General features: G+C 37.2%; 25 protein-coding genes. 16 read left to right on the forward strand and 9 right to left on the reverse strand.

Annotation, left to right across the window (positions count from 1 at the left end; genetic code table 11):
- Positions 1–99: 99 nt before the first annotated feature.
- The 5 genes from hisB (at position 100) to AN486_RS09050 (ending at position 4,722) form a co-directional block, all read left to right on the forward strand.
- Positions 100–705 carry an imidazoleglycerol-phosphate dehydratase HisB gene (gene hisB, locus AN486_RS09030; protein ID WP_027401172.1) on the forward strand — a complete coding sequence of 202 codons (606 nt, stop codon included), beginning with the start codon at positions 100–102 and terminating at the stop codon, positions 703–705.
- 65 nt (positions 706–770) lie between these two features.
- Positions 771–1,754 (forward strand): ABC transporter ATP-binding protein, encoded by a 984-nt coding sequence (locus AN486_RS09035; protein ID WP_039201786.1) that lies wholly within the window; start codon positions 771–773, stop codon positions 1,752–1,754.
- Between the two features lie 119 nt (positions 1,755–1,873).
- On the forward strand, positions 1,874–2,155 hold the full coding sequence (locus AN486_RS09040) for a hypothetical protein (protein WP_168465998.1): 282 nt from the start codon (positions 1,874–1,876) through the stop codon (positions 2,153–2,155).
- Positions 2,148–3,584 carry a polysaccharide biosynthesis/export family protein gene (locus AN486_RS09045; protein ID WP_168465997.1) on the forward strand — a complete coding sequence of 479 codons (1,437 nt, stop codon included), beginning with the start codon at positions 2,148–2,150 and terminating at the stop codon, positions 3,582–3,584. The genes AN486_RS09040 and AN486_RS09045 overlap by 8 nt, the downstream gene beginning before the upstream one ends.
- A gap of 259 nt (positions 3,585–3,843) precedes the next feature.
- Positions 3,844–4,722, forward strand: coding sequence for an SPFH domain-containing protein (locus tag AN486_RS09050; RefSeq protein ID WP_053538684.1), 879 nt, complete (start codon positions 3,844–3,846; stop codon positions 4,720–4,722).
- Between the two features lie 55 nt (positions 4,723–4,777).
- Here the strand turns inward: AN486_RS09050 and folP are convergent, their stop codons facing one another.
- From folP to AN486_RS09085, 7 genes are all read right to left on the reverse strand, one after another.
- Positions 4,778–5,635, reverse strand: a complete 858-nt coding sequence (gene folP, locus AN486_RS09055; RefSeq protein ID WP_290600267.1) for a dihydropteroate synthase — start codon at positions 5,633–5,635, stop codon at positions 4,778–4,780.
- A 47-nt stretch (positions 5,636–5,682) separates the two neighbouring features.
- Complete coding sequence (tpiA, locus tag AN486_RS09060; RefSeq protein WP_290600307.1) at positions 5,683–6,408, reverse strand: triose-phosphate isomerase; 726 nt, start codon at positions 6,406–6,408, stop codon at positions 5,683–5,685.
- A gap of 179 nt (positions 6,409–6,587) precedes the next feature.
- Entirely contained in the window at positions 6,588–7,013 is a 426-nt protein-coding gene (locus AN486_RS09065; protein WP_053538682.1) for an HNH endonuclease signature motif containing protein, read from the reverse strand.
- Between the two features lie 6 nt (positions 7,014–7,019).
- Positions 7,020–7,424: a hypothetical protein gene (locus AN486_RS09070; RefSeq protein ID WP_290600269.1), complete on the reverse strand. Its 405-nt coding sequence runs from the start codon at positions 7,422–7,424 to the stop codon at positions 7,020–7,022.
- 46 nt (positions 7,425–7,470) lie between these two features.
- Positions 7,471–7,956, reverse strand: coding sequence for a GIY-YIG nuclease family protein (locus AN486_RS09075; RefSeq protein WP_290600271.1), 486 nt, complete (start codon positions 7,954–7,956; stop codon positions 7,471–7,473).
- 177 nt (positions 7,957–8,133) lie between these two features.
- Positions 8,134–9,828: a beta-carotene ketolase CrtO gene (gene crtO / locus AN486_RS09080; RefSeq protein WP_290600273.1), complete on the reverse strand. Its 1,695-nt coding sequence runs from the start codon at positions 9,826–9,828 to the stop codon at positions 8,134–8,136.
- 280 nt (positions 9,829–10,108) lie between these two features.
- Positions 10,109–11,491, reverse strand: coding sequence for a cytochrome P450 (locus tag AN486_RS09085; RefSeq protein ID WP_053538678.1), 1,383 nt, complete (start codon positions 11,489–11,491; stop codon positions 10,109–10,111).
- A gap of 309 nt (positions 11,492–11,800) precedes the next feature.
- On the opposite strand from AN486_RS09085, the gene AN486_RS09090 reads away from it, so the two are divergent.
- From AN486_RS09090 to AN486_RS09120, 7 genes are all read left to right on the forward strand, one after another.
- Positions 11,801–14,014, forward strand: a complete 2,214-nt coding sequence (locus tag AN486_RS09090) for a phosphoketolase (RefSeq protein ID WP_290600276.1) — start codon at positions 11,801–11,803, stop codon at positions 14,012–14,014.
- A gap of 85 nt (positions 14,015–14,099) precedes the next feature.
- The gene (locus AN486_RS09095) at positions 14,100–15,545 is read left to right on the forward strand and encodes a hypothetical protein (protein ID WP_290600277.1); all 1,446 of its coding nucleotides are present in this window, start codon (positions 14,100–14,102) and stop codon (positions 15,543–15,545) included.
- A gap of 895 nt (positions 15,546–16,440) precedes the next feature.
- The gene (locus AN486_RS09100; protein WP_290600278.1) at positions 16,441–16,728 is read left to right on the forward strand and encodes a hypothetical protein; all 288 of its coding nucleotides are present in this window, start codon (positions 16,441–16,443) and stop codon (positions 16,726–16,728) included.
- Complete coding sequence (locus tag AN486_RS09105) at positions 16,725–17,126, forward strand: type II toxin-antitoxin system VapC family toxin (protein ID WP_290600279.1); 402 nt, start codon at positions 16,725–16,727, stop codon at positions 17,124–17,126. The genes AN486_RS09100 and AN486_RS09105 overlap by 4 nt, the downstream gene beginning before the upstream one ends.
- A gap of 1,382 nt (positions 17,127–18,508) precedes the next feature.
- Entirely contained in the window at positions 18,509–19,678 is a 1,170-nt protein-coding gene (locus tag AN486_RS09110) for a hypothetical protein (RefSeq protein ID WP_053538676.1), read from the forward strand.
- Between the two features lie 9 nt (positions 19,679–19,687).
- Complete coding sequence (locus AN486_RS09115; RefSeq protein WP_053538675.1) at positions 19,688–20,815, forward strand: hypothetical protein; 1,128 nt, start codon at positions 19,688–19,690, stop codon at positions 20,813–20,815.
- A gap of 280 nt (positions 20,816–21,095) precedes the next feature.
- Positions 21,096–21,689 carry a Uma2 family endonuclease gene (locus AN486_RS09120; RefSeq protein ID WP_053538674.1) on the forward strand — a complete coding sequence of 198 codons (594 nt, stop codon included), beginning with the start codon at positions 21,096–21,098 and terminating at the stop codon, positions 21,687–21,689.
- A 270-nt stretch (positions 21,690–21,959) separates the two neighbouring features.
- Here the strand turns inward: AN486_RS09120 and AN486_RS09125 are convergent, their stop codons facing one another.
- Both AN486_RS09125 and AN486_RS09130 read right to left on the reverse strand, forming a co-directional pair.
- The gene (locus tag AN486_RS09125; protein ID WP_053538673.1) at positions 21,960–22,334 is read right to left on the reverse strand and encodes a type II toxin-antitoxin system PemK/MazF family toxin; all 375 of its coding nucleotides are present in this window, start codon (positions 22,332–22,334) and stop codon (positions 21,960–21,962) included.
- A complete protein-coding gene (locus tag AN486_RS09130) occupies positions 22,328–22,639 on the reverse strand; it encodes a hypothetical protein (RefSeq protein ID WP_053541228.1) in 312 nt (103 codons plus the stop codon). Before AN486_RS09130 ends, AN486_RS09125 begins: the two co-directional genes overlap by 7 nt.
- A 606-nt stretch (positions 22,640–23,245) precedes the next feature.
- Between AN486_RS09130 and AN486_RS09135 the strand changes: the two genes are divergently transcribed.
- The 4 genes from AN486_RS09135 (at position 23,246) to AN486_RS09150 (ending at position 25,212) form a co-directional block, all read left to right on the forward strand.
- Positions 23,246–23,467 carry a ribbon-helix-helix domain-containing protein gene (locus tag AN486_RS09135; protein WP_053538672.1) on the forward strand — a complete coding sequence of 74 codons (222 nt, stop codon included), beginning with the start codon at positions 23,246–23,248 and terminating at the stop codon, positions 23,465–23,467.
- Positions 23,425–23,796, forward strand: coding sequence for a type II toxin-antitoxin system PemK/MazF family toxin (locus tag AN486_RS09140; RefSeq protein WP_228039348.1), 372 nt, complete (start codon positions 23,425–23,427; stop codon positions 23,794–23,796). The genes AN486_RS09135 and AN486_RS09140 overlap by 43 nt, the downstream gene beginning before the upstream one ends.
- Positions 23,797–24,106: 310 nt before the next feature.
- A complete protein-coding gene (locus AN486_RS09145) occupies positions 24,107–24,655 on the forward strand; it encodes a hypothetical protein (RefSeq protein ID WP_290600284.1) in 549 nt (182 codons plus the stop codon).
- Positions 24,655–25,212 (forward strand): hypothetical protein, encoded by a 558-nt coding sequence (locus tag AN486_RS09150; protein ID WP_053538671.1) that lies wholly within the window; start codon positions 24,655–24,657, stop codon positions 25,210–25,212. Before AN486_RS09145 ends, AN486_RS09150 begins: the two co-directional genes overlap by 1 nt.
- Positions 25,213–25,622: the final 410 nt, after the last annotated feature.

Here is a 25,622-nt window from a genome sequence, read left to right on the forward strand (position 1 = left end):
GATGTGGGGGATGTGGGGGATGTGGGGAGAAAGAATTTTTCCAATGACAACTGACAACTGACAACTGACAACTAACAACTAACAACTGACAACTGACAAATGACTAATAAACAAACTCATCGGATAGCTTCAGTTCACCGCACTACTGGTGAAACAGATGTTCACGTTACTATCAATCTGGATGGTACAGGGATATGTAAAGTTTCTACAGGTATTCCTTTTTTAGATCATATGCTCCATCAAATCGCTTCTCATGGGCTTTTTGATTTGGACATTCAAGCTAAAGGTGATTTGGAAATTGATGATCACCACACTAACGAAGATGTGGGGATTACCTTGGGACAAGCTTTATTCCAAGCTTTGGGTAATAAAAAGGGAATTGTCCGGTTTGGGAATTTTCTTGCGCCCTTAGATGAAGCTTTGGTACAAGTTGCTTTAGACTTTTCTGGTAGACCTCATCTCAGTTATGGTTTAGAAATTCCTACTCAACGGGTGGGGACTTATGATACTCAGTTAGTGCGGGAGTTTTTCGTAGCTTTGGTGAATCATAGTCAAATGACGTTACATATTCGCCAATTGGATGGAATTAATTCCCATCATATTATTGAAGCTACATTCAAAGCCTTTGCTAGAGCCATGCGAATAGCAGTGGAAATTGATCCCCGGCGGGCAGAAACAATTCCTAGTTCTAAAGGTGTGTTATGAAAATCCTCAGCATCGGTTAATCTGTAGTTAGCTCTAAATAGTCAGTAGTTGGTAGTTTCATCGCTATGAATTCTGTTGTAGACAACCCCGATTCTCAGCAAAATCCCCTAGATAAACAACCTGTAGTCCTGACTTCTGAATTGCGAAAAGTCTATCGCACGGGGTTTTGGCTCAATCAAAAGGTTGTATCGCTCAAAAACTGTTCTTTACAAGTGTACCCAGGAGAAACCTTTGGTCTGTTGGGTCCTAATGGTGCGGGTAAAACCACGTTGTTAAAATTATTGTTGGGAATTATCCGCCCTACATCTGGAAGGGGATTATTGTTAGGTAAACCCATAGGCAACGCTAAAGTCAAGCAGCATATTGGCTACCTCCCAGAAAATTCCTATTTATACGAATATCTGAGCGGTTGGGAATTTTTGCAATTAACAGCGGGTTTATTTCAAATTCCCCAAAAGTTACAACGTCAACGCATTCCCCAATTGTTGGAATTAGTGGGATTATCCCAAGCCGATGCTCGTAAAAAGCAAATGCGGCGCTATTCTAAGGGAATGCTTCAGCGTGTGTGTATGGCTCAGGCATTAATCAATGATCCAGATTTAGTTTTTTTGGATGAACCTATGTCTGGACTTGATCCTCTGGGGCGTTACCAAATGCGAGAAATTATTCTTGCTTTGAAAGCATCTGGTAAAACCATATTTTTCAATAGTCATGTATTGAGTGAAGTGGAACAAATTTGCGATCGCGTGGCTATTCTTGATCAAGGAGAACTAATCTGTTGCGGTTCTCTCAATGAACTTTTAGGTAATCAAAACACCTATCATGTTAAAGGTCAAGGCGGAGACGGGGAAATCTTGAGAAAATGGATAGGTAATTTAGAATTTCGGTCTGATGGTTCTTGGCAGGGTATACTCCAAGAAGATTATTATGATTTTCTGTCTAGTTTAAGGTTAATGGGGGGGAAAGTTATCACTATGAATCTGTCACGTCAGTCTCTAGAAGAGTTTTTTATCCATCAAATTCAAATCCGAAATCATCCGCTTAATTAGTACAAACAGGTAGAAAATAAGAGAGATAAATCACCCATAAGTAGTAATTTTTGCGAATTATTTGATGATTCTAAAAGTCAGTTACTTATGTGTTAATAATTCCTGATAAATTTAGTGTTATGACTGTACCATCAGCGGATGAATTAGTTGTTGACATAGGACGAAAATTGTTATCAGCGAGGAACCGTAACTTGCAAAAAGCACTGAAAATATTTCCTAACATTCAGAGAAGATTTAAAATCAAATTCCTTACGCAACAAATTATTTATGTCCGGAAAACTAAAGATTTATTAGAAAATAAAATTGTTGAGTCACTAGGATTCTTCAGTATACTCGATGTTAAAATGTTTCCGAATAACTCTAAATATCGTCATTTTCAATTCTCAGGTAAATATGCTTAATAAAGATTTGTGTAAATTTCTCACCCACTCAACTATGGGTTTAGCATTGTTAACAACAGTGAATATCGCTTTGCCATCGGTGAGTTTAGCGCAAAAACAGCCAGTAAAATCAACACCCAGTATCGCTACAGATTATTTATTAGGCGGCGGCGATCGCATCCGTGTCAATGTATTTGAAGTACCAGAATACACGGGTGAATATCAAGTTCCTCCTGGTGGTTCAATTAATATGCCTTTAATTGGCAGTATCCCCGTTTCGGGCTTAACCACAGAACAAGCTGCTGATACAATCGCCAGAAGATATGCTCGCTTTCTCAAACGTCCGCTCATTTCCGTCAACTTATTATCACCCCGTCCCATTAATGTGTTTGTTGCTGGGGAAGTAACAAGACCGGGTGCTTATACCCTCAGCTTGGAAGGGGGAGCAGGAAATAACCCCGGTGTCCAATATCCAACAGTATTAGCTGCCCTGACCAGCGCTCAAGGTGTGACACTAGCAGCAGATGTAACTCAAGTACAATTACGCCGCAAGGTAGGACGTTCTGGAGAGCAGACAGTTTCCCTAAATTTAAAGGAATTGACGCAAACAGGTAGAATATCTCAGGAGATTACCTTACGAGATGGAGACACCATAATTGTCCCCACTGCTGCCAGTTTGAATGTGGCTGAAGCCCGGAATTTATTTGCAGCTAACTTTGCCGCTAGTCAAAGTTCACCCCGCACAGTGGTGGTAATTGGTCAAGTTTACCGTCCTGGTTCTTATCTTGTTACTGCTGGAAATGCCGGTGGGGCAGAGGGTGGTGGTGCTGGTGGTGGTTTACCCACTGTCATGCGGAGCTTACAACTAGCAGGGGGAATTACGTCCATTGCGGATGTTCGGAAGATTAAATTACGCCGTCCTACCCGAACTGGTACGGAACAAACTATAGATATTAACCTATGGGAATTACTACAAAGCGGTGATATCAATCAAGACATAGTGGTGCAAGATGGCGATACTATCATCATTCCTACAGCTACGGATATTAGTGCCGCTGAATCTACCCAATTAGCAACAACAACTTTGTCCCCAAATACTATTGAAGTGGGTGTAGTGGGTGAAGTCAAAAGAGCAGGGGCGGTAAGATTACAACCAAATAGCTCTTTAAATCAGGCATTATTAGCCGCTGGTGGTTTTAATGATAGTAGAGCCAGTAAAGGAACTGTAGAATTAATTCGCCTCAATACCAATGGTACAGTTACTAAACGTCCAATTAAAGTGGATTTATCTAAGGGAATTAATGAGGAAACCAATCCGATCCTTCGCAACAATGATGTTGTCGTAGTTGATCGCAACGGGTTAGCTAAAACTGGTGATAGAGTTAATACTGTAGCCGGTCCTTTAGGTACTATCTTGGGGATTATCAGACTATTTACTACTGGATTTTAGTTTAAGTCGAAAGGTTGGTTTTCTAGGTTTCCACTCAAAAAATCTAGACCCAAAACATAATTATTATACATCTTAGGTTATTTTTTTCGGCAACTCATGATTAGAGGTGTAGCGATCGCCTATAATGCGATCGCAGGTTTATCATTTTTATAGTTAACAATCGGGAAATTACGCAATTAACCCATTTTAATTTACAGTTAATGCCAGCCATCACCCTAACAATCAATTCTGCCCGAAGCCGAAAGAGGAGAATAACTGAATGGACCCAATAATTTTTATCATATTTTTAGCTCTAGTAGGTTATGCCTTCGCATCTGCAAAGATGGTAAATCAAGGAGATGTCGCCTTAGTTGAACGCTTGGGGCGGTATCATCGCAAACTAAATCCTGGACTAAGTTTCATAGTTCCCATTCTCGATCAAGTTGTGATGGAGAATACAACCAGAGAGCAGTTATTAGATATAAAACCGCAAAATGTAATTACTAAAGACGGAGTTTACTTAGAAGTTGATGCAATTCTTTACTGGCGGATCAAAGACATTGAAAAAAGCTTTTATGCTATTGATGACTTAGAAACAGCTTTAGCTAACTTAGCCACAACCACCCTTCGGGAAAATATCGCTCAAAATTCCTTAGAGGATACTAATATGTCCAGAGCCGAGATGGACGGAAGCATATTAGGTGTATTAAATCCAATTACATCCGCATGGGGAATTGAAATTATCCGTTTAGATATTCAAAGTATCACCCCACCAGAAGCTGTACGCAAGTCAATGCAAGAACAACAAACAGCACAAATTAAAAAAAAGGCAGCAATAGAAGCAGCAGAAGGAGAACGACAAGCAGCAGTTAAACGAGCGGAAGGAACTAGAACATCAATAGAAATAATTGCTGAAGCCTTGCGTTCTCACCCCGAAAGTAAAGATATTTTAAGGTATCTTGTTGCCCAAGATTATGTAGATGCTAGTCAAAAACTGGGTGAAAGCAATAATGCCAAAATTGTCTTTGTAGATCCTGCTAACTCAACAGAAATGTTTCAGGAATTGATTTCCGATTCAGTACAAGAAAATCATGGTAAAAATCCCACTAATGGAAAGGGTAATGGCAATGGTAAAGGTAATGGGAATGGATCTAATTAGAGCTTGACACCATTAACTGGGCGCGAGCCCCGCGCCCCTACCTCCTAACCTATGGCTAACGCCACGCTGCGCTATCACGAAAAATAGCATCTGCTACCAGAGTAACTTCTTGCATTTCTCGAACATCGTGGACTCGGAGAATATCTGCACCATTAAAAATAGCCGCACAACAAGCTGCGGCTGTTCCCCAAACCCGTAATGTTGGATCTGGTTGATTAAGAATATTACCAATAAAACTTTTACGAGATGCTCCCACCAAAATTGGAGAATTAAGTGTTTTTAGTGATTCTAAACAGCGAAAAATTTCTAAATTCTGGTCATGGTTTTTAGCGAAACCAATACCAGGATCAATAATTATTTTATTTTTGTCAATTCCCAAAAGTGTAGCCTTTGTAATTTGCTCAGATAAAAATTGATAAATATCAGGAATTAAATCTTCATAATCAGTACATTTTTGCATAGTTTGGGGTTTTCCTCGGATGTGCATTAACACAATCGGCACATTTAAACTAGCAACAGTTGGCAACATTTGGGGGTCAAATGTACCAGCAGAAATATCATTAACTATATCTGCTCCAGCGGTAATTGCGGCTTTGGCTACTTCTGCTCTAGTTGTATCTATAGAAATAGGAATATCAATAACTGGACGTAGCAACTCCAAGACAGATAGCACCCGCTCAAGTTCTGCTTCTAGGGATATTTGTTCTGCCCCTGGACGGGTTGATTGTCCACCAATATCAATAATATCAGCACCAGCCGAAACCATTGCTTCTGCCTGGGTTAAAGCCGCTGAGGTGGTGTTAAATTTACCACCATCACTAAAACTATCCGGGGTGACATTCAAAATTCCCATGAGATAAGTCCGCTTTCCCCAGGTAAAACAGTGATCTCGGATAGTTAAGTTGTTAGACATGAAATTTTTTAACTTTTAATTGATGTATCCCCAATCCCCAATCCCCATTATTGATAGTTGACAATTCTGGCAAAACTATCAGCTTTTAGACTAGCGCCACCAACGAGAGCGCCGTCAATTTCTGGTTGTTCCATAATTTCATCAATATTATTCGGGTTGACTGAACCGCCATATTGGATAGGAACTAGGGGATTAGTTAATTGACTGCGAATTAAGCCAATTACCCGATTTGCTTCCTTGGATTCACAGGTATCACCAGTACCAATTGCCCAAATTGGTTCATAAGCAATAATTAGGTGAGTTTGATCAATATCTACCAAGTCTTTTTTTAACTGGGTGCTAATTATTGATTCTGTTTCCCCCGTATCTCGCTGTTGTTTAGTTTCCCCAACACAGAGAATGGGTGTGAGTCCATGCTTTTGAGCAGCTTTAAGACGGAGATTGACAGTTACATCTGTTTCCCCGAAGAATTGCCGTCTTTCACTGTGTCCCACAATGACAAAACGCACACCGATTTCTGTTAGCATAGAGGCGGCGATTTCGCCTGTATATGCTCCACTTTCTTCCCAATGGACGTTTTGTGCGCCCAAATTTACACGGCTACCATGCAAAGATTTAGACACCAGGCTTAGGTCTGTGAAGGGAGGAAATAATACCACTTCTCGTTCTGAGGGGGTTTCCTCCAGGTGAGGCAAAAATCCGCTTAAAAATTCTGCGGATTCTGCCTGGGTTTTGAACATTTTCCAGTTACCAGCAATAACGATTTTCCGCACAGGTGATTTAATCAAAATTTTAATGTTACTAGATGCACTTTTTAATGTACTACTTTTTCAGGACTATTCACGAAGCAGAATTTATCTGGCTACAGAAACGGTAGTCAGTAGGAATATAGGCAAAAGTGTTGGTCTTTATAATAAATGAGATGCTTTATAAGTTATTTGTTTATATGCTATCAATCAAGAGGAGGATGCCAACCACTAATTACCCAACGCTTTCGAGCAATCAGAATTACTGGATTATTGATTCGTAGCTTAACTATTGTAGTCCGACCAATAGCATTTATACCTTCTAATCTTGTACCATCAGCGCTCCATCCAAAATGGTCAGTCCATTTCTGTTGACGAGGGTTAAAAAGTTGTATAGTTTCACCACTCAAAGGATCTATAGATTCAACTGCATCACTTTTGAATTCGTTGCATGAACGACAAGCTAAACAAAGATTTTCAAAAGTTGTTTCTCCACCCTTAGAAACTGGGTGAATATGATCATAAGTCATAGGAATACCGCTATTTGCTTCAGATGTCAAGCAATAACAGCAACGTGATTTATCCCTTTCTATGATTTTTTGTCTTAAACTTTCAGAAATATATGTAGACACAACAATTTAAGAATTTGATAAACGATACCCTCGCCAACTGAGTAATACTGCTGATTGGGCTTTACATAACATAAATAAATCAGCCTCATGTCGAAGTGACATCAACTCTAATTGTTCTACTTCTGTAAGTATACCCCTAGAGTTATGATCAAGCAGGATGTTATATCTGTCCATATCATCTGCTGTTTTTCGACTATTGGCAATTTGCCAAAGAGTATTGTCATCTAGCTTATCTAATGCGGCAATTTCAGATTGAAATTCTTCCGGGACATCATCCCAAGCTGGTGGACTACCAACTTGCAAAGCATGAAGCATTACTTCTTCTAAGGGACGTTGAATAGCATTAGCAGTATTAACTAATCGCTGATAGATAATTTCTGGAATTTGGAGAGTTACTGTTTCAGTGGGCATAGGGTGAACGTTAGAGTTTATTTTATATTGATTATATTACCTATTATCAATCATCAATCCACTTAAATCTGAATCGTGCATCCCTGTACCATTCTTTACCACCCTCTTGAGTTCTAAATTGTTGATAATATCGTTTGTACGACTTTTCAATATCTGTATAACCTATTATATATCCTAGAAGTTTTAAATCACTAGGATTTCCTGTTTGTAACTGTTTTATTCTCCGAGGCAAGTTCTGAGTTTTGCCAATTTTGACACAGTTACGATCTGCTACTGAATAAATAAAATAAACTACCCCAGGTTCACCTATAGGAGCTTGTTTACAATCTTCACACCAAATTATTCTTGGTAATGGAACAAGAGTTTCAAAAAATTGAAGTTCTTCTTCTAGTCTTTGTCTAAGATTTCTTTCTATTGTAAGGTCTTGCTCTGCTCTTTTTCTCAAATCTCTTTCTCTTTCTAATTCTGCTTCTAAGTCTTGGCTCTTATTACGGAAAATATTTAAGTATCTTTTTCTTAATTCTTCTGTCATTTTTTTTGCTTGCCTATTTACTAAATTATTTTTACTGTAATTACATCTTACACAAATGTATGAAAATAGGCAATGTTTTTATACAAGCATTTTCAATCATAACCAACGTACTGTATAAAATACTTACATATAAGGCAGGCAGATCAGGATAAACCTGCCCTAAATACCCAGTTATAGCTATCCTATGCCAAATACAGAACCAACTGTAGACTTAATCGAGTTTCGAGCATCCTTTAAAGCCTGACTAAAAGGTTGCTTATTCTGCAAAAATACCCTCGCACAATTGCGTCCTGGCATACCGGAAATTGAGCCACCTGGATGTGTTCCTGCACCTGTTAAAAAGAGATTATCAATGGGGGTTTTATAATTAGCTAATTCGGGTAAAGGTCGGAAAAAGATCATTTGATCCATTGTCATATCAATATGATAATAATTCCCTTTGTATGCCCCTAATCTTTCTCCTAATTCTGCCGGACTTTCTACTCTTCTAGCGATAGTTGCTTTCTTCACATTGGGGGCGTAAGTTGCTAATTTGTCAATTACTCTATCTGCAACTTTGTTTTTCAATTCATCAGTCCAACCTGTCCCTTTTAAACCTGTACCTTTTGCATTAGCAATTTGATAAGGAGCAAAAAATTCAATCCATAAAGTATGTTTACCAGGTGGTGCTAAACTAGGGTCAAGGGCGCTAGGCATGACGAGATACATGGAGGGGTCAGAATCGGGAATTTCGCCAATTGTACATTTATTATGAGCCTGTTCGACATGATTCATGGAATCAGCAATGAGAATTGAACCAATGAGATATTCATCTTTATGATCATGATGAGAAAAATGCAAGGGTTCATCTAATGCTAAATCTATTTTCAGAATGGTTTCATTGTTATTGATAATCCGTCGTTCTAACCTTTCCCACAAATCAGGATCAACGGCATCAATATCACTTTTTTCTGTCATTTGTAAGAACAATCTTTGAGCATCAATATTAGAAATTACTCCCTGTTTAGCTCGATATTCTTTACCACCTGCCACCCGCACACCCTCGGCTTTAGCATCATTAATTAAAATCTTTTCTACGTGCTGGTCTGTGAGAATTACCCCACCTTTACTATTAACTAATTTCACCAATGCTTGGACTAATGCACCTGTACCGCCGCGAGGTCTAGCCATTCCAGGATTATGACGCATAGCCATCATCATCACCCCAATTGCCAGATTTTTTTGAGAAGGTGGCGCACCTAATTCTGATGCTAATCTAGATAGGGGAGCTTTGAGAAATTCTTCATCAAACCATTCATTAAGAATATCTTCGGCGCTGTTTAACATTGTTCGCACAAAATCAAAACTTTTGGCGGGAGAACCAACTACAGAAAATAAATCTTTAACTTGTTGCAGATTGTAGTTACCGAAAATATCTATAATTGATTTGGGTGGGGCATTAAACATGGGAATCATGGCGTTAATTGCCCGTTGCCAATAATTTGTAAACTCGGCATATTTTTTAGCATCTCTTTCATTGTAACGAGCGATTTCTGCACAGGTTTTTTCTAATGATTTATGTGCTAAGAAATATTTACCGTCGGGGTGAGGACAAAATACAACTGGGTCACATTCTAGATATTCTAAGCCATATTTTGTCAGTTCTAATTCTTCTACTACTGGACCCAAATGAATAAATTCATGGTCAATGGCACACAAGTTAAATTTAAAACCTGGTGCTTTGTCTGGGATACATTCTTCTGTTGTGGCTGCACCACCGGGAACAGGACGTTTTTCTAGTAGTAAGACGCTATAACCTGCTTTGAGTAAATAAGCCGCACAAACTAAGCCGTTGTGTCCAGCACCGATGATGATAACGTCGTATTCTTGCATATCTCTTATGACATAGAAACCTGGCTTTTTTATATTATTAATATTTACGGCAAATTGCAAGTAAATTAGGTAAAATTTTAGTGGAGATTAGTTACAATAATATAGCAATCCTATTTGAGTTGTTGCCGGAGAACGAACCACAGAGGCACAGAGAGCGCAGAGGTAGAGAAGGAAGAGATGTATGTTTACGGCAGGTTATACAAATACGTCTTATTTAGGATTACTATAGATCCCCAATTTATTCAATAAATCAGGGATCTTGTTTGAGAAATTATTGCTGTTAAACTGTGACTGTTTCTAAGTTTACATATTTTGGTTGACGAAGATTCTGAATTTCTAAATTTATGGGACCATTTGGACCTGTAACTAAACCCCGTCTTTGTGGTTTAATTTCATCGGTATTCACTAATTTCATTGACCATGTTTTCAGAACTTTAGCTAATATTAATTTCATTTCCATTTGGGCAAATGCTAAACCGATACAACGTCTTGCACCACCACCAAAAGGTAGAAATTCATAGGGAGAAAATTGTTTTTCTAAAAAGCGTTCTGGGTTGAATTTTTCGGGTTGAGGATAAATATCTTCCCGTTGATGAGTTAAATAAATTGAACCCATAATAATTGTGCCTGCTTCAAGTTGATAACCACAAAGAGAAATAGGTGTTTTTACTTTTCTGGGAAAAGTTAGCATTGCTATGGGATAAATCCTTAATGTTTCATTACAGACAGCAGTTAAATATGGCAATTTAAAGATAGTATTAGAATCAGGATTTTCTCCTAAACTATCCAATTCGACTAATAGCTTTTCTCGAACTTCTGGGAGTTTATGAATCCAGTAAAAAGCCCAAGAAATTGCTGTAGCTGTAGTTTCATGACCTGCGAATAATAAAGTCATTAATTCATCTCTTAATTCTTCATCCGTCATAGGTTCACCATTTTCATCCCTAGAGGACATTAGTAAAGTGAGGATATCTGTCCGCTGAGGATCAAAATTTTCTCTTCTTTGTTGAATTTCCTGATAAATGAGTTGGTCAGCTTTTTCCTGTTTCTTTATTTGTTGTTTCCAAAGTTCCGAAATACCAATTACCTCTTTCAATTTGGGAAAATAGAGAAAAGCAACTCTCCAAGGAACACTACTTTGTTCAATAATTTCACAAAGTAAATGTCTCAGGTTTTCAGCTTGTTCTCCTTCATAAATCCCAAAAACAGCTTCCATCATAATCTGAAGAGTAATTTCTTGGAAAACATTTCTAATATTAAAAGGTTGATTTTTTGGTTGTTTATTGATAGTCTTTGTGGTAATATTTTCAATTAATTCAGCATAACTTCGCATTCTTTCCCCATGAAAAGGTGGCATAATTAATTGCCGTTGACGTTGATGCTCTTTACCACTCAGGCTAATGACAGATTTTTTACCGAGTAAATATTCAAAAATACTATTTAATTCTCCTGGTGCTTCCAAGTCCTTGTGATCATTACTTAATATTTGCTGGATAGCTTCAGGAGAATGAACAAATAAAATTGGTGGTAAATTACTTTCCAATTTTAGAGTAAACAAATCACCATAAGTCTTGGCACATTCTGTCAAATAACTCATGGGTCTGAATATCCAGTTTAAAACTTGAATAGTAGCTGATACTTTTGGTCCTGGTAGTAGTTGCATAATTTTCTCCTGTTTTGATTACACAATTAATTACAGAATAACTCAACTTCAACTATAAACCCTTGAGATTTGAATTTTCACAAGATTATAAAAAAAACTAGATGTGTAGGGGTTTAGCAGTGCTAAACCCCTACGTATACTGATGTAATGACATGAAAGGAAAAACAAGTAATCATGTGAGATGAGTATTTAACCTACTTATGGTGATATTGCGAAAAAGCAATTAACTATTAGATCCTCAAAGATGTAAAATCTTGGTTACATTAAACCAGAAACTCAAGTTTTTCCGATTTTATTCAGGTACTCAACATGACAGTAATTACGACAAAGGCAGCTTCCGCAGTTCCAAATTTTTGTGAAGGGATACAATATTTTGGGGAAGCATTGCCAGATTTTGAAATTTATGGGGCAACTCCCGTGATAGAATCGGGCAAGAGGGCGATCGCATCCCCAACAGATCTAAATGCAGTATATCAAACCTTACTGGCCGCTGATGCCCTGCGCTACTTAACTCTACAAATCAGTGCTAGTAAGGCTTCTGGCCATCCCGGCGGTTTTGCCAGCCAAGCGGAGGCTTATGCAGCTTTGGTCATGCTGGGACATAAAAACATTATCACCGAAGTAGGACATCACGCCCCCGGTTTTTATAGTGCCATGTTCTTAGACCGTTCCTTAGAAGACATGGGCATTTCTACAGTACAACAATTGGGCGATCGCTTTCGAGAAAAGCATGGATTATTAGGACACCTATCCGGCTACATTCCCGGTATTCTCGCACCGGCAGGACCCCTGGGACAAGGACAACATTTTGCCATGTCTGCTGCACTGTTGCACCGTGACAAACTCTTCCCCTTCACCGTGGGAGACGGGGGACTGGGTGAACCCTATATCATGAGTTCAATGGCGCATTTCAACACCGCTTACCCCACCGCTACCAACTTCTTACCCGTGTTGGTGTGGAACGGTTACAGCCAAGAACACCACAGCATGGTATCTCTGAAAACCAACGCAGAGATGATAGCCTATTGGCAAGGTAACGGTTTTGCCGAAGTCGTATTAGTCAATGCCAAAGATTTTGACGACCAAAACCAAGCAGGTGAATATGTTGATAGTACGGTATTTTCCTTTGCCAAGCGCCTAGAATTTACCAAAGCCGTATTAGTAGGTATGGATAAAGCTGCCCGTTCAGCACTTAGCGGTAAATTGACCGTATTTATTATCAAACAACTCAAAGGGGCAGGGGTTCACGCTTTAGGGGCAAAATCCCACAACCTCTATCCTCAAGATACTTTAACCGCGCCCCATATTGTCAGCGCCTTACAAAAACGGGCATTATCAGCCCCAGCATGGCAAATTGTGCGGACAAATGCCGAACGGGCTGGAGGTGGTCCGGCTGCGAAAACTGTAGTCACAGAATTTGAATTACCCCTAGCAGAAATTGGCGAATTACCATTAGTAGAATATCAAGTTGGGGCAGTTCCCCAAGTTTCTACAACTGTCATGGGTAAACTGGTGGGAGTAGTAGGAAATAAAGATAAAAACTTCCTCGTGACTAACGCCGATGGTAACGCCGCTTCAGGAATTGGTAATATTAATGAGGCATTAAAAATCATTCACCCCACCACCGATGACACCTATCATCAAGCCCCAGGAGGTCAAGTTTACGAACCTTTGAGCGAAGATGCTTGTGCAGGTTTAGCGGCTGGTTTATCCTTAATGGGGGCGAGAAGTTTGTGGTGTTCCTATGAATCTTTTGCCATCAATGGTTTACCAATTTGGCAAACTGTCACCCAAGCAATGGCAGAATTACGCCGCAAAACACCGTCAACAATTACATTATTTACTGCGGGGGCTTTAGAACAAGGACGCAACGGTTGGACTCACCAAAGACCAGAAATTGAAGCTTATTTTGCTTCTTTGATGAGAACCGGAAATGTCTTCCCATTATTTCCCCCTGATGCTAACAGTATTCAAGTCTGTTATGACTGGGCTTTGCAAACAAAAAATAAGGGCATTGTCATTACTGCTAGTAAGTCTCCTTTGCCAATTCGTAGCACTTTTGCCCAAACTGAAAAAGGCTTAATTGATGGTGCGGTGTTATTACATGAAGTGGCTGGTGGGAAGACTGTTGTATTTGCTGTAATTGGCGATTTGACTTTAATTCCTGTGTTTGAAGCGGCGGCTTTTTTAGAAACTGAAGGTATTGGTGTGAAGATTGTTTCTATTATCAATCCTCGTCGTTTATATCGTCCTCATGATACTGCTTGGGATACTTGTTCTGAACCAGATAACGGTTTTTTAAGTGATGCCGATTTTGAGCAATTGTTTGGTGGAGATGCCTTAATTGGTGTGACAGGTGGCGCTGCGGCGATGTTAGAACCTATCATGTTACGCAGTAATTCTAAGCGTGATTCTTTTGCCTGGAAGCGTGGGGAAACTACGGCTAGTGCGGGTGAGTTGATGGCTTTTAATGGTTTGACTGCGGAAGCGTTGACTAAGCGGGCTATTGAGTTGGTGCATTAAAACCTACTTTCTATTACAATGTAATCACCCATCTGGAGTTTTATCTGGATGGGGTTCAATATGTCAAATTTAGAACTGATAAATTATGCACTGTAAAATCTTTTATTCTTGGCAGTCAGACTTAGAAAATTGTACCAATCGGGGATTTATCAATAAGGCTTTAGAAGATGCAGCCAAATTAATCCGCAATGATGACTCAATAGAAGTAGAACCTGTTATAGATCGTGATACAACAGGTGTACCAGGATCACCAGATATTGCTAATACAATTTTTAACAAAATAGAAAATGCTCAAGTTTTTGTATGTGACATTTCAATTATTAACCTAAATACACCTTTTAGACATACTCCTAATCCCAATGTCTTACTTGAACTGGGATATGCAATAAAGACTCTGGGATGGGAAAACGTAATTATGGTTATGAATACAGCTTTTGGTACGCCAGAATTGTTACCTTTCGATCTCAAAATGAGACGAGTTACTACTTACAATATGCCTGAAGTGAGCGAGGATCGCGCAACAGAACGGAAAAAGCTTCAGCAAACCCTAGAAATAGCACTTCGGAGCATCCTAGAGGGATTAGAAGTGCAAACTCCTGGGGAACTTATACAACAAACTAGTATAGTTGAACAAGCGATAAATGCAATTGAAAATTTTCAGCCCAATCAAGCTTCTCTAGTGCGTAGGTTTATGATATGGTTAAAAGATGAGCTTATTACACTAAAACCAGACTTTTCAAAAAGTAATATACATTACGATGAGTTACTAATTGAGTCAATTGAAAAGACCACAGAATTAATTATAGACTTTGCTAAACTTGCAAAAGTAATTGCGGAATTTAAAAATGAAGTTGCGGCTCAAGAATTGTACAAGAACTTTGGACTAATTTTTGAACTTTATAATGTACCCAAAAATCAGGGGAGTTTTTACGAATTTGAGTTTGATTTTTATAAATTTATTGGACATGAACTATTTGTTACATTCTTTTCATTTCTTATTCAAGAAGAAGAATGGAGACTTATTGGTGAGCTTTTATCCGATGATATTTATGTAGAAAATCTGGGAATTAACAGGAACTCTGATGTTGTGGAATTTGGTTATGCTTCTTATTTTTATCTTCGATTATTGAAAGAAAATGGTCGAAAACTTAATAGGGAATCCGTTCATCCATATATTTTAAATGAACGCCATACTCAGAAAGAGTTAGGCAAAATTGTGCCAATGCAACAATTTATATATGCTGATTTATTCTTATTTTTAAGAAGTGAATGTGACTCTCAAAATCGCAATATTCGCTACAAGTGGATTCCTCATAGTAAAATATATATAGCAGAGGGAGTACCCAGTTATTTATCGAAAGCATATAAAGCTAAATATGCTCAACAACTTTTAGTAGCCTTTGGAGCATATAATATTGGCAATTTTAGAGAAATTTTAGCTAATGCTAAGGAAAATTTAAGACAAGGCTCAGGTTTCTGGCCACTTTATCCATTAAGTGAATATAAAGACTTAGAATTTGGAAGTAAGTAGCAATTAGGTTGGGTTGACGCAAGAAAACCCAACAATATCCACCATTAATAACGCACTTATCACAACCCCAAAACCCTGTATCTGTTTACATTATCTCACCCAACTATTACTAGGGATTTTTAGAGCGATCGCACCTGAAAAGCTTACCCTGTATCTGTTTACGTTATCTCACTCAACCATTACTAGGGATTAGTAGAGCGATCGCACCTGAAAAACTTACCCTGTATCTGTTTACGTTATCTCACTTAACCATTACTAGGGATTAATGGGGCGATCGCACCTGAAAAGCTTACCCTGTATCTGTTTACGTTATCTCACTCAACTATTACTAAGGATTAATAGAGCGATCGCACCTGAAAAGCTTACCCTGTATCTGTTTACATTATTTTACTCAACTATTACTAGGGATTACTGGGGCGATCGCACCTGAAAAGCTTACCCTGTAGATGTTTACGTTATCTCACTCAAGCATTACTAGGGATTAGTAGAGCGATAGCGAAGCGCTGCTGCAAGCAGTTCGCACCTGAAAACCTTACCTTGTATCTGTTTACGTTATCTCACTCAACCATTACTGGGGATGTTTAGGGCGATAGCGAAGCGCTGCTGCAAGCAGTTCGCACCTGAAAACCTTACCCTGTATATGTTTACGTTATCTCACTCAAGCATTACTAGGGATTAGTAGAGCGATCGCACCTGAAAACCTTACCCTGTATCTGTTTACATTATCTCACTCAACTATTACTAGGGATGTTTAGGGCGATCGGATGAATAAGAGAAGACAATAGAACCATGACAGATACACCTGGAAATATTCACCTCACTTGAGAACCATCACCCAGGGCGTAGTTTATAATAGGATCATACCGAAAAAATTTACTCAATTGAGGAGTTAATCATGGTAATAAAAATTGCAGAAGTATCTAAAGATATTGATACCTTAACAGAAGAAGCGCAAATCTTACTACTTGATTTTATTCAATTACTTAAAAAACGTTATCCAAAACCAGAAAATCAACTCATAGAAAATGAGATAACTGTCTCATCTACCCAAAAACAAAAACCACATCCACTAGACACATTTATAGAAAAACATGGTGCTTGGGAAGATGAACGCACAGCAGCAGAAATAGTCAAAGAGATTTATGATAGCCGCACTATTTCTAATGACGATATTAGCTTATGAATTATTTATTAGATACTGACACCTGCATTTACTGGATTAAAAATATTAATTCCGTCAGAGATAAAATTCAACAAATAGGATGGGAGCAAATTTATATTTGCAACATCACCGTTGCTGAACTGTATTTTGGTGCTTATAATTCTCAAAAAGTAGCAGAAAATTTAACTCGTGCAGAAAAATTCATTCAAGATATAGAAGTTATCAATTTAGATAATAATGCTGTCAAAAAGTTTGGAGAATTAAAAGCAGAACTTAGAAAAATAGGACAACCAGTAGCAGATTTCGATTTATTAATTGCTAGTGTTGCAATAACTAGAAACCATATTTTAGTAACTAACAACACTCGTCATTATAGCCGAATTTCAGAGTTAAAATTAGAAAACTGGATTTCACCTTAAAAAAGTTCTTGAACATGAATTAACGGTAACATAACTCATCATTAATAACGCACTTATCATAACCCAAAAAGCCTATATCTGTTCACATTATCTCACCCAACCATTACGAGGGATTAGTAGAGCGATAGCGAAGCGCTGCTGCAAGCAGTTCGCACCTGAAAACCTTACCCTGTATCTGTTTACGTTATCTCACTCAAGCGTTACTAGGGATTAGTGGAGCGATCACAGCCCGAAAACCTTACCCTGTATCTGTTTACATTATCTCACTCAACCATTACTAGGGATTAATGGGGCGATAGCGAAGCGCTGCTGCAAGCAGTTCGCACCTGAAAATCTACCCTGTATCTGTTTACGTTATCTCACTCAAGCATTACTAGGGATGTTTAGGGCGATAGCGAAGCGCTGCTGCAAGCAGTTCGCACCTGAAAACCTTACCCTGTATCTGTTTACGTTATCTCACTCAAGCATTACTAGGGGTTACTAGAGCGATCACACCTGAAAAGCTTACCCTGTATCTGTTTACATTATTTTACTCAACTATTACTAGGGATTACTGGGGCGATAGCGAAGCGCTGCTGCAAGCAGTTCGCACCTGAAAACCTTACCCTGTATCTGTTTACGTTATCTCACTCAAGCATTACTAGGGATTAGTGGGGCGATAGCACCTGAAAAGCTTACCCTGTATCTGTTTACGTTATCTCACTCAAGCATTACTAGGGATTAGTGGGGCGATAGCGAAGCGCTGCTGCAAGCAGTTCGCACCTGAAAAGCTTACCCTGTATCTGTTTACATTATCTCACTCAAGCATTACTAGGGATTACTGGAGCGATAGCGAAGCGCTGCTGCAAGCAGTTCGCACCTGAAAACCTTACCCTGTATCTGTTTACATTATCTCACTCAAGCATTACTAGGGATTGCTGGGGCGATAGCGAAGCGCTGCTGCAAGCAGTTCGCACCTGAAAACCTTACCCTGTATTTGTTTACATTATCTCACTCAAGCATTACTAGGGATTAGTAGAGCGATCGCACCTAAAAACCTTACCCTGTATCTGTTTACATTATCTCACTCAAGCATTACTAGGGATTAATGGGCGATAGCGAAGCGCTGCTGCAAGCAGTTCGCATCTGAAAACCTTACTCTGCATCTGTTTACATTATCTCACTCAAGCATTACTAGGATGTTTAGAGCGATCGCTGTGATCGTGTTGGTGCATTAAGATTTTAACCGCAGATGTACGCAATATCTTATATTTTTAGAGTGTACATTTGCGGTTGAGCGTATGGTAAAGAATTTTACTTTATTTTTCTTTACATTTAGTTTTGTCTTGATCCATTAATTTAAGACTATTATAAGACTATAAAATTTATTGCTGTTAATTTTCATGAAAATACTTTCTCAAATCTTCGATAACAGAATAAAAGCATACAATATTCTGACAGAAATTTCTATTTCTGAATATTTAGAAATAGCTAAAATTATTCTTCAAAATAATCCTTTTCAAAGAAAAAGATTAAGATCATATTCGTCAATATATAACCTACTCAAGAAAGATTTAAAAGTAGGATGTACTATACCTCCCCTAGTTTTAGCACTCGGTAATGAAAATATAGAAATTAATTATGAAGATGATAATGAATCTCTCAATTATATAAATAACCATAAAAATAAATTAATCATTCTTGATGGATTACAAAGAACATACACTTTACTCGATGTAGAAAAAGAGTTAGATTTTGAAAATGATGAAAATAAAAGAAATTTTTATGATCATAAGTTAAGATTTGAAATTTATTTAGGTCTTAACAAAATAGGTATATTGTACAGAATGCTGACACTTAATACGGGTCAATCACCTATGTCGGTGAGGCATCAAATAGAAATACTTTATTCAAATTATCTCGATGAAAATATTCCTGGAGGAATAAGATTACTTAGAGAAGTTGAGGAAGAAACTCCGCATCAAATTGGCGAATACAGATTTAATGATGTAATAGATGGTTTCACTTCTTATATTCTTAGGGATGAGTCTAGTTTGGATAGAAGAGACTTGCTTGAAAGTATAAAAAGTTTAGAAAAGCTTGCTCTAGAAAATCAAGATAATGATCTATTTCAAAATTACCTCATAACATATAATAATTTGGTTAAAAAAATACATGAATTAGCAGGTGATTGGAATTGTAATAATGAAGAAATCATATTATCGGGTAAGCCGTTTGGTTCTAGCGTAGATAAAATATTTTCTAAATCACAAGTAATGACAGGTTTTGGTGCTGCCGTAGGTTTTTTGAAAGATAAAAATCTCATTAATTCATTTGATGATATAAATAGAGGTATTGCAGATATTAAACCTAGCAAAGATGACTACAACTTTCTTGACGAGTTAATTAGAAAATTAGATGAAATCAGTAAAACTGCCAAAAAAATAGGCAACTCTCAAAGAATGTATTTTTATTACTTGTTTAGAGAATTATTTAGCTCTGCAAGTGACTCATTTTTATTAATAGATGAATCAATAGAATCTAGTTATAAAAGATACAAATTAAATGAGTAAAGTTTTTATATGTCTCTCAAAATTATAGATGAAGTTTCAAATACAACATATTTGTTAACAGAAGTTACATCAACTTTTAATGATGATGAATATCATTTTGAGCTTTCTGATTCAAGTGGCACTAAGGTCTATATTGATTATGTTTTAACTCCCTACAATGATTATAAACCTGAAGATTACTCATTGTTCATATTTAAGTCATGGATTTTAAATAGTGAAAATAACATTTTTCAGGCTTATGAAAAAGACATTAATGAGAGAATTGGTTGGATGTTTCCTATTCAATCTCTTGTATCTAATGAACATAAATATGTAGGTAATTCTCATTTTTTAAAATATGCCTATGTTGCATTTCTCAAATTACTAATAAATCGAGAACAGTATGAAACTTTTACTCCATATCTCCAGACTACAGACAGTTATAGATTAACAGAATTTTACGGAGATGATATAATAATATTAGTTTTATCTAATACTCAAATTCAAAAACTTGATAATTTTCATATTGATAATTACCTTACTTCTTTATATTCATATAGTTATTACTACTGTCAACCTATTGATAATTTTAAAGAAATTAATAGTAGAGCTAATTTTCAATCTCCTGGTGATACTAGATTAATACTTCAGAGAAATTCATCCTATTTACAAGGAGAAGTTTATCTACATAGACTTTTCAAAAGTTTGTTAAAAACAGAGGAACATCCTTTGGTTCGGTTTTATCTTCTTTACCAAGTAATTGAACTAATTATAGAGATAATTTTTGAAAAAAGTTTTTCAGATACAATCACTAATTTCCATAACAATACAGATAAAAATATATATGAACTTAAGGAATCAATAGCATCTATTTCTAGTGAAAAAGAAAGAATATCTAAATTAATAGCTACTTTAGAAAAACATTTTGATGGAAATACTAAAACCAATCTACTTCTTTATTGTAATGACTTACTTGTAGCATTTAATAGTGAGAAAAAAGATAGCTTGGCTTTAGCTTTGTACGCTGTTAGAAGTTTAATAGTTCATAAGTTTAGAAAATTGCCAGAGAAGGATTTACCAAAAATCGCAGAAATTAATAAAGAATTTGAAAATATTGTCATTAAAATAATTTTAAATTACGAAGAAATAAGTATTTAGATTTTGTAGGTTTAAATTAGTAAGTACAGTATCTGTTCACATTATCTCACTCAACCATCACCAGGGATTAGTAGAGCGATAGCGAAGCGCTGCTGCAAGCAGTTCGCACCTGAAAACCTTACCCTGTATCTGTTTACGTTATCTCACTCAACCATTACTGGGGATTAGTGGAGCGATCGCAGAAGCATGACAGATACACCTGGAAAGATTCACCTCACCTGAGAATTATCACCCGACCATGAGTTATAATCAAGATTAAAGTCATAACCATAAAATTACTATGACTCTCCAAATCCTAGACAAAACTACCACAATTTCCGAACAGCGATTTCTTCTACCTGGTTATTACACTTGGGAGGAATTTGAAACAATAGAAACCTTAACCGCAGATGCAGCAGGTTTGCGGATAACTTATCTTGATGGGTGCATTGAATTTATGACACTTGGTGAACAACACGAAACTATTAAAAGTGTAATTGCTATATTCTTAGCATTATACTTTTTTGAAAAAGGTATAAACTTTATTCCAGTAGGCAGTGCTACTCGTCGCGCAAAAGAAAAAAGTGCTTCATTTGAACCTGATGAATCTTATTATATCGGAGAAAAAAAAGCAAATCCAGATTTAGCAATTGAGGTTAATATTACCAGTGGCAGTATTGACAAACTAGAAAAATATAAAAGGTTTAATATTACCGAAGTCTGGTTTTGGGAAAATAATCAATTCTCTCTATATCATCTCAAAAATGATAACTATGAGCAAATTAACCAAAGTGAATTATTGCCAGATTTAGATATAGATTTATTGGCAAGTTGTGTTTTAATGCCTTACATTATTGATGCAAGAACAGCATTTATTAAAGGTATTAAGAAGTAGTAGTTTGTAGTTTGGGTTGACACAAGGAAACCCAACAATACCCACCATTAATAACCCTAAATTACAACCCAAAAACCTCACATCATCTCACCGAACTATCACCAGCGATTATTGGGGCGATCCGCAGTTGAAAAACCCTGTATCTGTTCACATTATCTCACTTAACCATTACTAGGGATTAATGGGGCGATAGCGAAGCGCTGCTGCAAGCAGATCATGTAAATAAGAGAAGACAATAGAACCATGACAGATACACCTGGAAATATTCATTTATATTAAATTCACTAAACCCAAACTAATCTGAATTGCTCTATCTACCTGTTCCATTGTGACTGATTCTAGAATACCCAACCGTTTAATTAATCGTTGTTTATCAATAGAACGAATTTGATTAAGAAGTGCAACAGAATCAACCTGTAAACCTCCTTCTGGTACTTTAATTAGCACTTCAGTAGGATACAAAGGTTCTGTAAACTGAGAAGTAATAGCAGCTACAATAGTTATAGGACTATATTGATTAGAAACGTCATTCTGCAAAATTAAAGCTGGGCGTGTTTTTTTGATTTCTGAACCTATAGTTGGATCAAAATTAACCAAGTAGATTTCACCACGCTGGGGATAGATTATTTTTCCCTTACTTAACACGCTTCCTCTTCCAAATTAAACCACTCTTCAACTAATCCTAAATCACGTTCTGCTCTTTTAATAGCTCCTTGTTTTAACTGTTCTTTGATATTAAATTTACTATAACTACCATTCGCATATTCATCACGGACTAATTGAATTTCTTTTTTAGTTTCTTCATCTTCTTGCCAATTTTCCTCCTCATTATCAGCGATCGCTTCATTAAGAAGTTGTGAAATCTTTCGTTTTTCTGATAAACTTAGCGCATTTAAGGAATCAATCAGTAACTCTATCGGAATGAATAGATTTAATCCAGTTTGTGACATGGCTTTTATCATGATGTGATTGTCGTTCTACATTATATCAAACGATGGCGAATTAGTCTATAAAAACCCTGTATCTGTTTACATTATCTCACTCAAGTATTACTAGGGATTAGTAGAGCGATAGCGAACGCGAGTGCGTCCCGGAGGGAACTAGTGCTGCTGCAAGCAGTTCGCACCTGAAAACCTTACCCTGTACTGTTTACGTTATCTCACTCAAGCATTACTAGGGATTAGTAGAGCGATAGCGAACGCGAGTGCGTCCCGGAGGGAACTAGTGCTGCTGCAAGCAGTTCGCACCTGAAAACCTTACCCTGTACTGTTTACGTTATCTCACTCAAGCATTACTAGGGATTAGTGGAGCGATAGCGTTCGCGAGTGCGTCCCGGAGGGAACTAGCGCTGCTGCAAGCAGTTCGCAGCCCAAAAAGCCTGTATCTGTTCACATTATCTCATCTAATCATCACTAGGGATTACTGGGGCGATTGTGTAAATATTCACCTCATCTGAGAATTATCACCCAAACTAAATCAAATCCTATATTTACAAACTACTAGACTAAAAATATCAAATTAAGCTATACTACTTATAGTATGACTGTGGGTAGGATATGGCTAAAATCTCAATTTCATTGCCAGAGGAACTACTAAATTACATTGACCAAAAAGTTGAAAACCGTAGTGCGTTGATTGAAAATCTCTTGAAACAATGGCAAGAAAAACAACAAGATGAAGCACTAGCCGCAGCTTGCGCTTTGGTTGATGAATTAGAATTAGGTTGGGAAAGTGAATGGCAAAACATAGCGATTACCGAATGGGAAGCATCTGGATAGTAACATTTGATCCATCTGTAGGTACAGAAATTCAAAAAACTCGTCCAGCACTGATAATTTCTGGGACTTTGTTTAACAACCAACGCAGCAAAGTCACAGTTTTACCTTTTACTTCCGTAAAACCGAATAACCCCCGCATTTCACCTGCGGTAGTTGAAGTACCTACATCAGCGCAAAATGGACTTTCTGTGGATAGTCTTTTAATCTGCGTTGAACCCATGACTTTTGACAAAATTCGTTTAACTCAACAATTAGGAGAATTAGAAGCAGAATTACTAGAACAAGCTCAAAATATTTTGCGGAGATATCTTAGTTTAAACAGCAATTAATCATTTTTGATTGATTCAGTTCATATTATCTCACTTAACCATTACTAGGGATTACTGGGGCGATAGCGAACGCGAGTGCGTCCCGGAGGGAACTAGCGCTGCTGCAAGCAGTTTGCACCTGAAAACCTTACCCTGTATCTGTTTACGTTATATCATCCAAGCATTACTAGGTATTATTAGAGCGATCGCACAAATATTAACCTCACCTAATAATTGTCACCTGGACTAAATCAAATTCTAGAATAAATAGCTTACGTGCTAGTAGTATAATATTAAATCGTCAATAAATTAATACACTTGAAATGGAATTATGACCACAGATGCAGAATATCAAACAAGAATTACTACCTATCAATGGGATGATTTAATAAAATTATGGTCAGAAATAAAAGAAAAAAAGACCTCAAAGTTTTGGGATGCAGGTAAAGCACTAGAATATTTGGTTTTACGTGCATTTGAACTTGATGGTGCTGATATAGCTTGGCCTTATACTGTGACAATTCAAGGTAAAATAGTAGAACAAATTGATGGAGTAGTATATACAAACAGCCTAGCCTGCCTGATAGAATGTAAAGATACAACTGAAGAGGTTAATATTGGACCCATAGCTAAATTACGAAATCAATTACTACGAAGACCGGCAACAGCGATTGGTAGCGTATTTAGTCGAACTGGATTTACAGAAGCCACAGTAACTTTAACTGGGTTTGTCGCTCCTCAAACTATTCTATTATGGGGAGGAGAAGAAATTGAATATTCACTAGAAAATAAATGTATATGTGAATTTCTAGTCAAAAAATATCGTGTTTGTGTTCAAAAATGTATCCCCAATTACGACGTTACAACGGAGAGTTTCTAATGACACTAGCATACATTCTTACAGAAAGAGATAGAGATATAGTAATTTTACAGAAATTACTACCAAAAAATTTGATTCAAGACATCAAATTTATAGCTGGTGCAAGTTCTTATAGAGCGCGTTCTTTAGCTAGTTCACTGCTTGCTACTCGAAAAACACCAGTTGCTCTTGTCATAGATGCAGATACAAATAACGAATCTCAAGTATTTGAAAAGCAAGATTTAATTAATTATGTATTAAATCAAGCATCATCTGGTATTCCTTTTCAAGTTTCTCTAGCAGTTCCAGAAATAGAATCCATATTTTTACAGGATAAATCATTAATTGAAAAAATAGCAAAAAGAAAAGATCCATTTAATGATTTAGAATGGCAATTTGCTCAAAGTAACCCTAAAGAATTTTTAGAGGCAATCTTAGGTAAAAAACACTCACTCAATGACACAATACTTAGAAATCTAAATGATGATGAAATTAAGATATTGCAACAACATCCATTAATACAAAAAATCAAGGGTTTCTTGTCATCAGTTATTGAGCCTTCTGTTGCTATTAATTAATCTAACTGGATCTAGAATTTCTATTCATCTAATAACGCACTTATTACAACCCGAAAACTCTGTATCTGTTCACACACATCATCTCACCCAACCATCACCAGCGATCGCAGTCCGAAAACCTTACCCTGTATATGTTTACGTTATCTCACTCAAGCATTACTAGGGATTAGTAGAGCGATAGCGAAGCGCTGCTGCAAGCAGTTCGCACCTGAAAACCTTACTCTGTATCTGTTTACATTATTTCACCCAACTATTACTAGGGATTAGCGAAGCGCTGCTGCAAGCAGTTCGCACCTGAAAACCTTACCCTGTATCTGTTTACATTATCTCACTCAAGCATCACCAAATATCATGTAAATAAGAGAAGACAATAGAACCATCACAGATACACCTGGAAATATTCACCTCAC

Source organism: Anabaena sp. AL93, assembly GCF_001672085.1.
Taxonomy (GTDB): domain Bacteria; phylum Cyanobacteriota; class Cyanobacteriia; order Cyanobacteriales; family Nostocaceae; genus Dolichospermum; species Dolichospermum heterosporum.

Coding starts and splice junctions, on each gene's coding strand:
- AN486_RS09075 (WP_290600271.1), bottom strand. CDS start 7,956: ATGACAGAAGAATTAAGAAAAAGATACTTAAATATTTTCCGTAATAAG.
- AN486_RS09045 (WP_168465997.1), top strand. CDS start 2,148: ATGCTTAATAAAGATTTGTGTAAATTTCTCACCCACTCAACTATGGGT.
- AN486_RS09110 (WP_053538676.1), top strand. CDS start 18,509: ATGAAAATACTTTCTCAAATCTTCGATAACAGAATAAAAGCATACAAT.
- AN486_RS09090 (WP_290600276.1), top strand. CDS start 11,801: ATGACAGTAATTACGACAAAGGCAGCTTCCGCAGTTCCAAATTTTTGT.
- AN486_RS09035 (WP_039201786.1), top strand. CDS start 771: ATGAATTCTGTTGTAGACAACCCCGATTCTCAGCAAAATCCCCTAGAT.
- AN486_RS09140 (WP_228039348.1), top strand. CDS start 23,425: ATGGCAAAACATAGCGATTACCGAATGGGAAGCATCTGGATAGTAACA.
- folP (WP_290600267.1), bottom strand. CDS start 5,635: ATGTCTAACAACTTAACTATCCGAGATCACTGTTTTACCTGGGGAAAG.
- AN486_RS09095 (WP_290600277.1), top strand. CDS start 14,100: ATGCACTGTAAAATCTTTTATTCTTGGCAGTCAGACTTAGAAAATTGT.
- crtO (WP_290600273.1), bottom strand. CDS start 9,828: ATGCAAGAATACGACGTTATCATCATCGGTGCTGGACACAACGGCTTA.
- AN486_RS09085 (WP_053538678.1), bottom strand. CDS start 11,491: ATGCAACTACTACCAGGACCAAAAGTATCAGCTACTATTCAAGTTTTA.
- AN486_RS09100 (WP_290600278.1), top strand. CDS start 16,441: ATGGTAATAAAAATTGCAGAAGTATCTAAAGATATTGATACCTTAACA.
- AN486_RS09040 (WP_168465998.1), top strand. CDS start 1,874: ATGACTGTACCATCAGCGGATGAATTAGTTGTTGACATAGGACGAAAA.
- AN486_RS09050 (WP_053538684.1), top strand. CDS start 3,844: ATGGACCCAATAATTTTTATCATATTTTTAGCTCTAGTAGGTTATGCC.
- AN486_RS09130 (WP_053541228.1), bottom strand. CDS start 22,639: ATGTCACAAACTGGATTAAATCTATTCATTCCGATAGAGTTACTGATT.
- AN486_RS09150 (WP_053538671.1), top strand. CDS start 24,655: ATGACACTAGCATACATTCTTACAGAAAGAGATAGAGATATAGTAATT.
- AN486_RS09070 (WP_290600269.1), bottom strand. CDS start 7,424: ATGCCCACTGAAACAGTAACTCTCCAAATTCCAGAAATTATCTATCAG.
- AN486_RS09105 (WP_290600279.1), top strand. CDS start 16,725: ATGAATTATTTATTAGATACTGACACCTGCATTTACTGGATTAAAAAT.
- hisB (WP_027401172.1), top strand. CDS start 100: ATGACTAATAAACAAACTCATCGGATAGCTTCAGTTCACCGCACTACT.
- AN486_RS09120 (WP_053538674.1), top strand. CDS start 21,096: ATGACTCTCCAAATCCTAGACAAAACTACCACAATTTCCGAACAGCGA.
- AN486_RS09135 (WP_053538672.1), top strand. CDS start 23,246: ATGGCTAAAATCTCAATTTCATTGCCAGAGGAACTACTAAATTACATT.
- AN486_RS09145 (WP_290600284.1), top strand. CDS start 24,107: ATGACCACAGATGCAGAATATCAAACAAGAATTACTACCTATCAATGG.
- AN486_RS09115 (WP_053538675.1), top strand. CDS start 19,688: ATGTCTCTCAAAATTATAGATGAAGTTTCAAATACAACATATTTGTTA.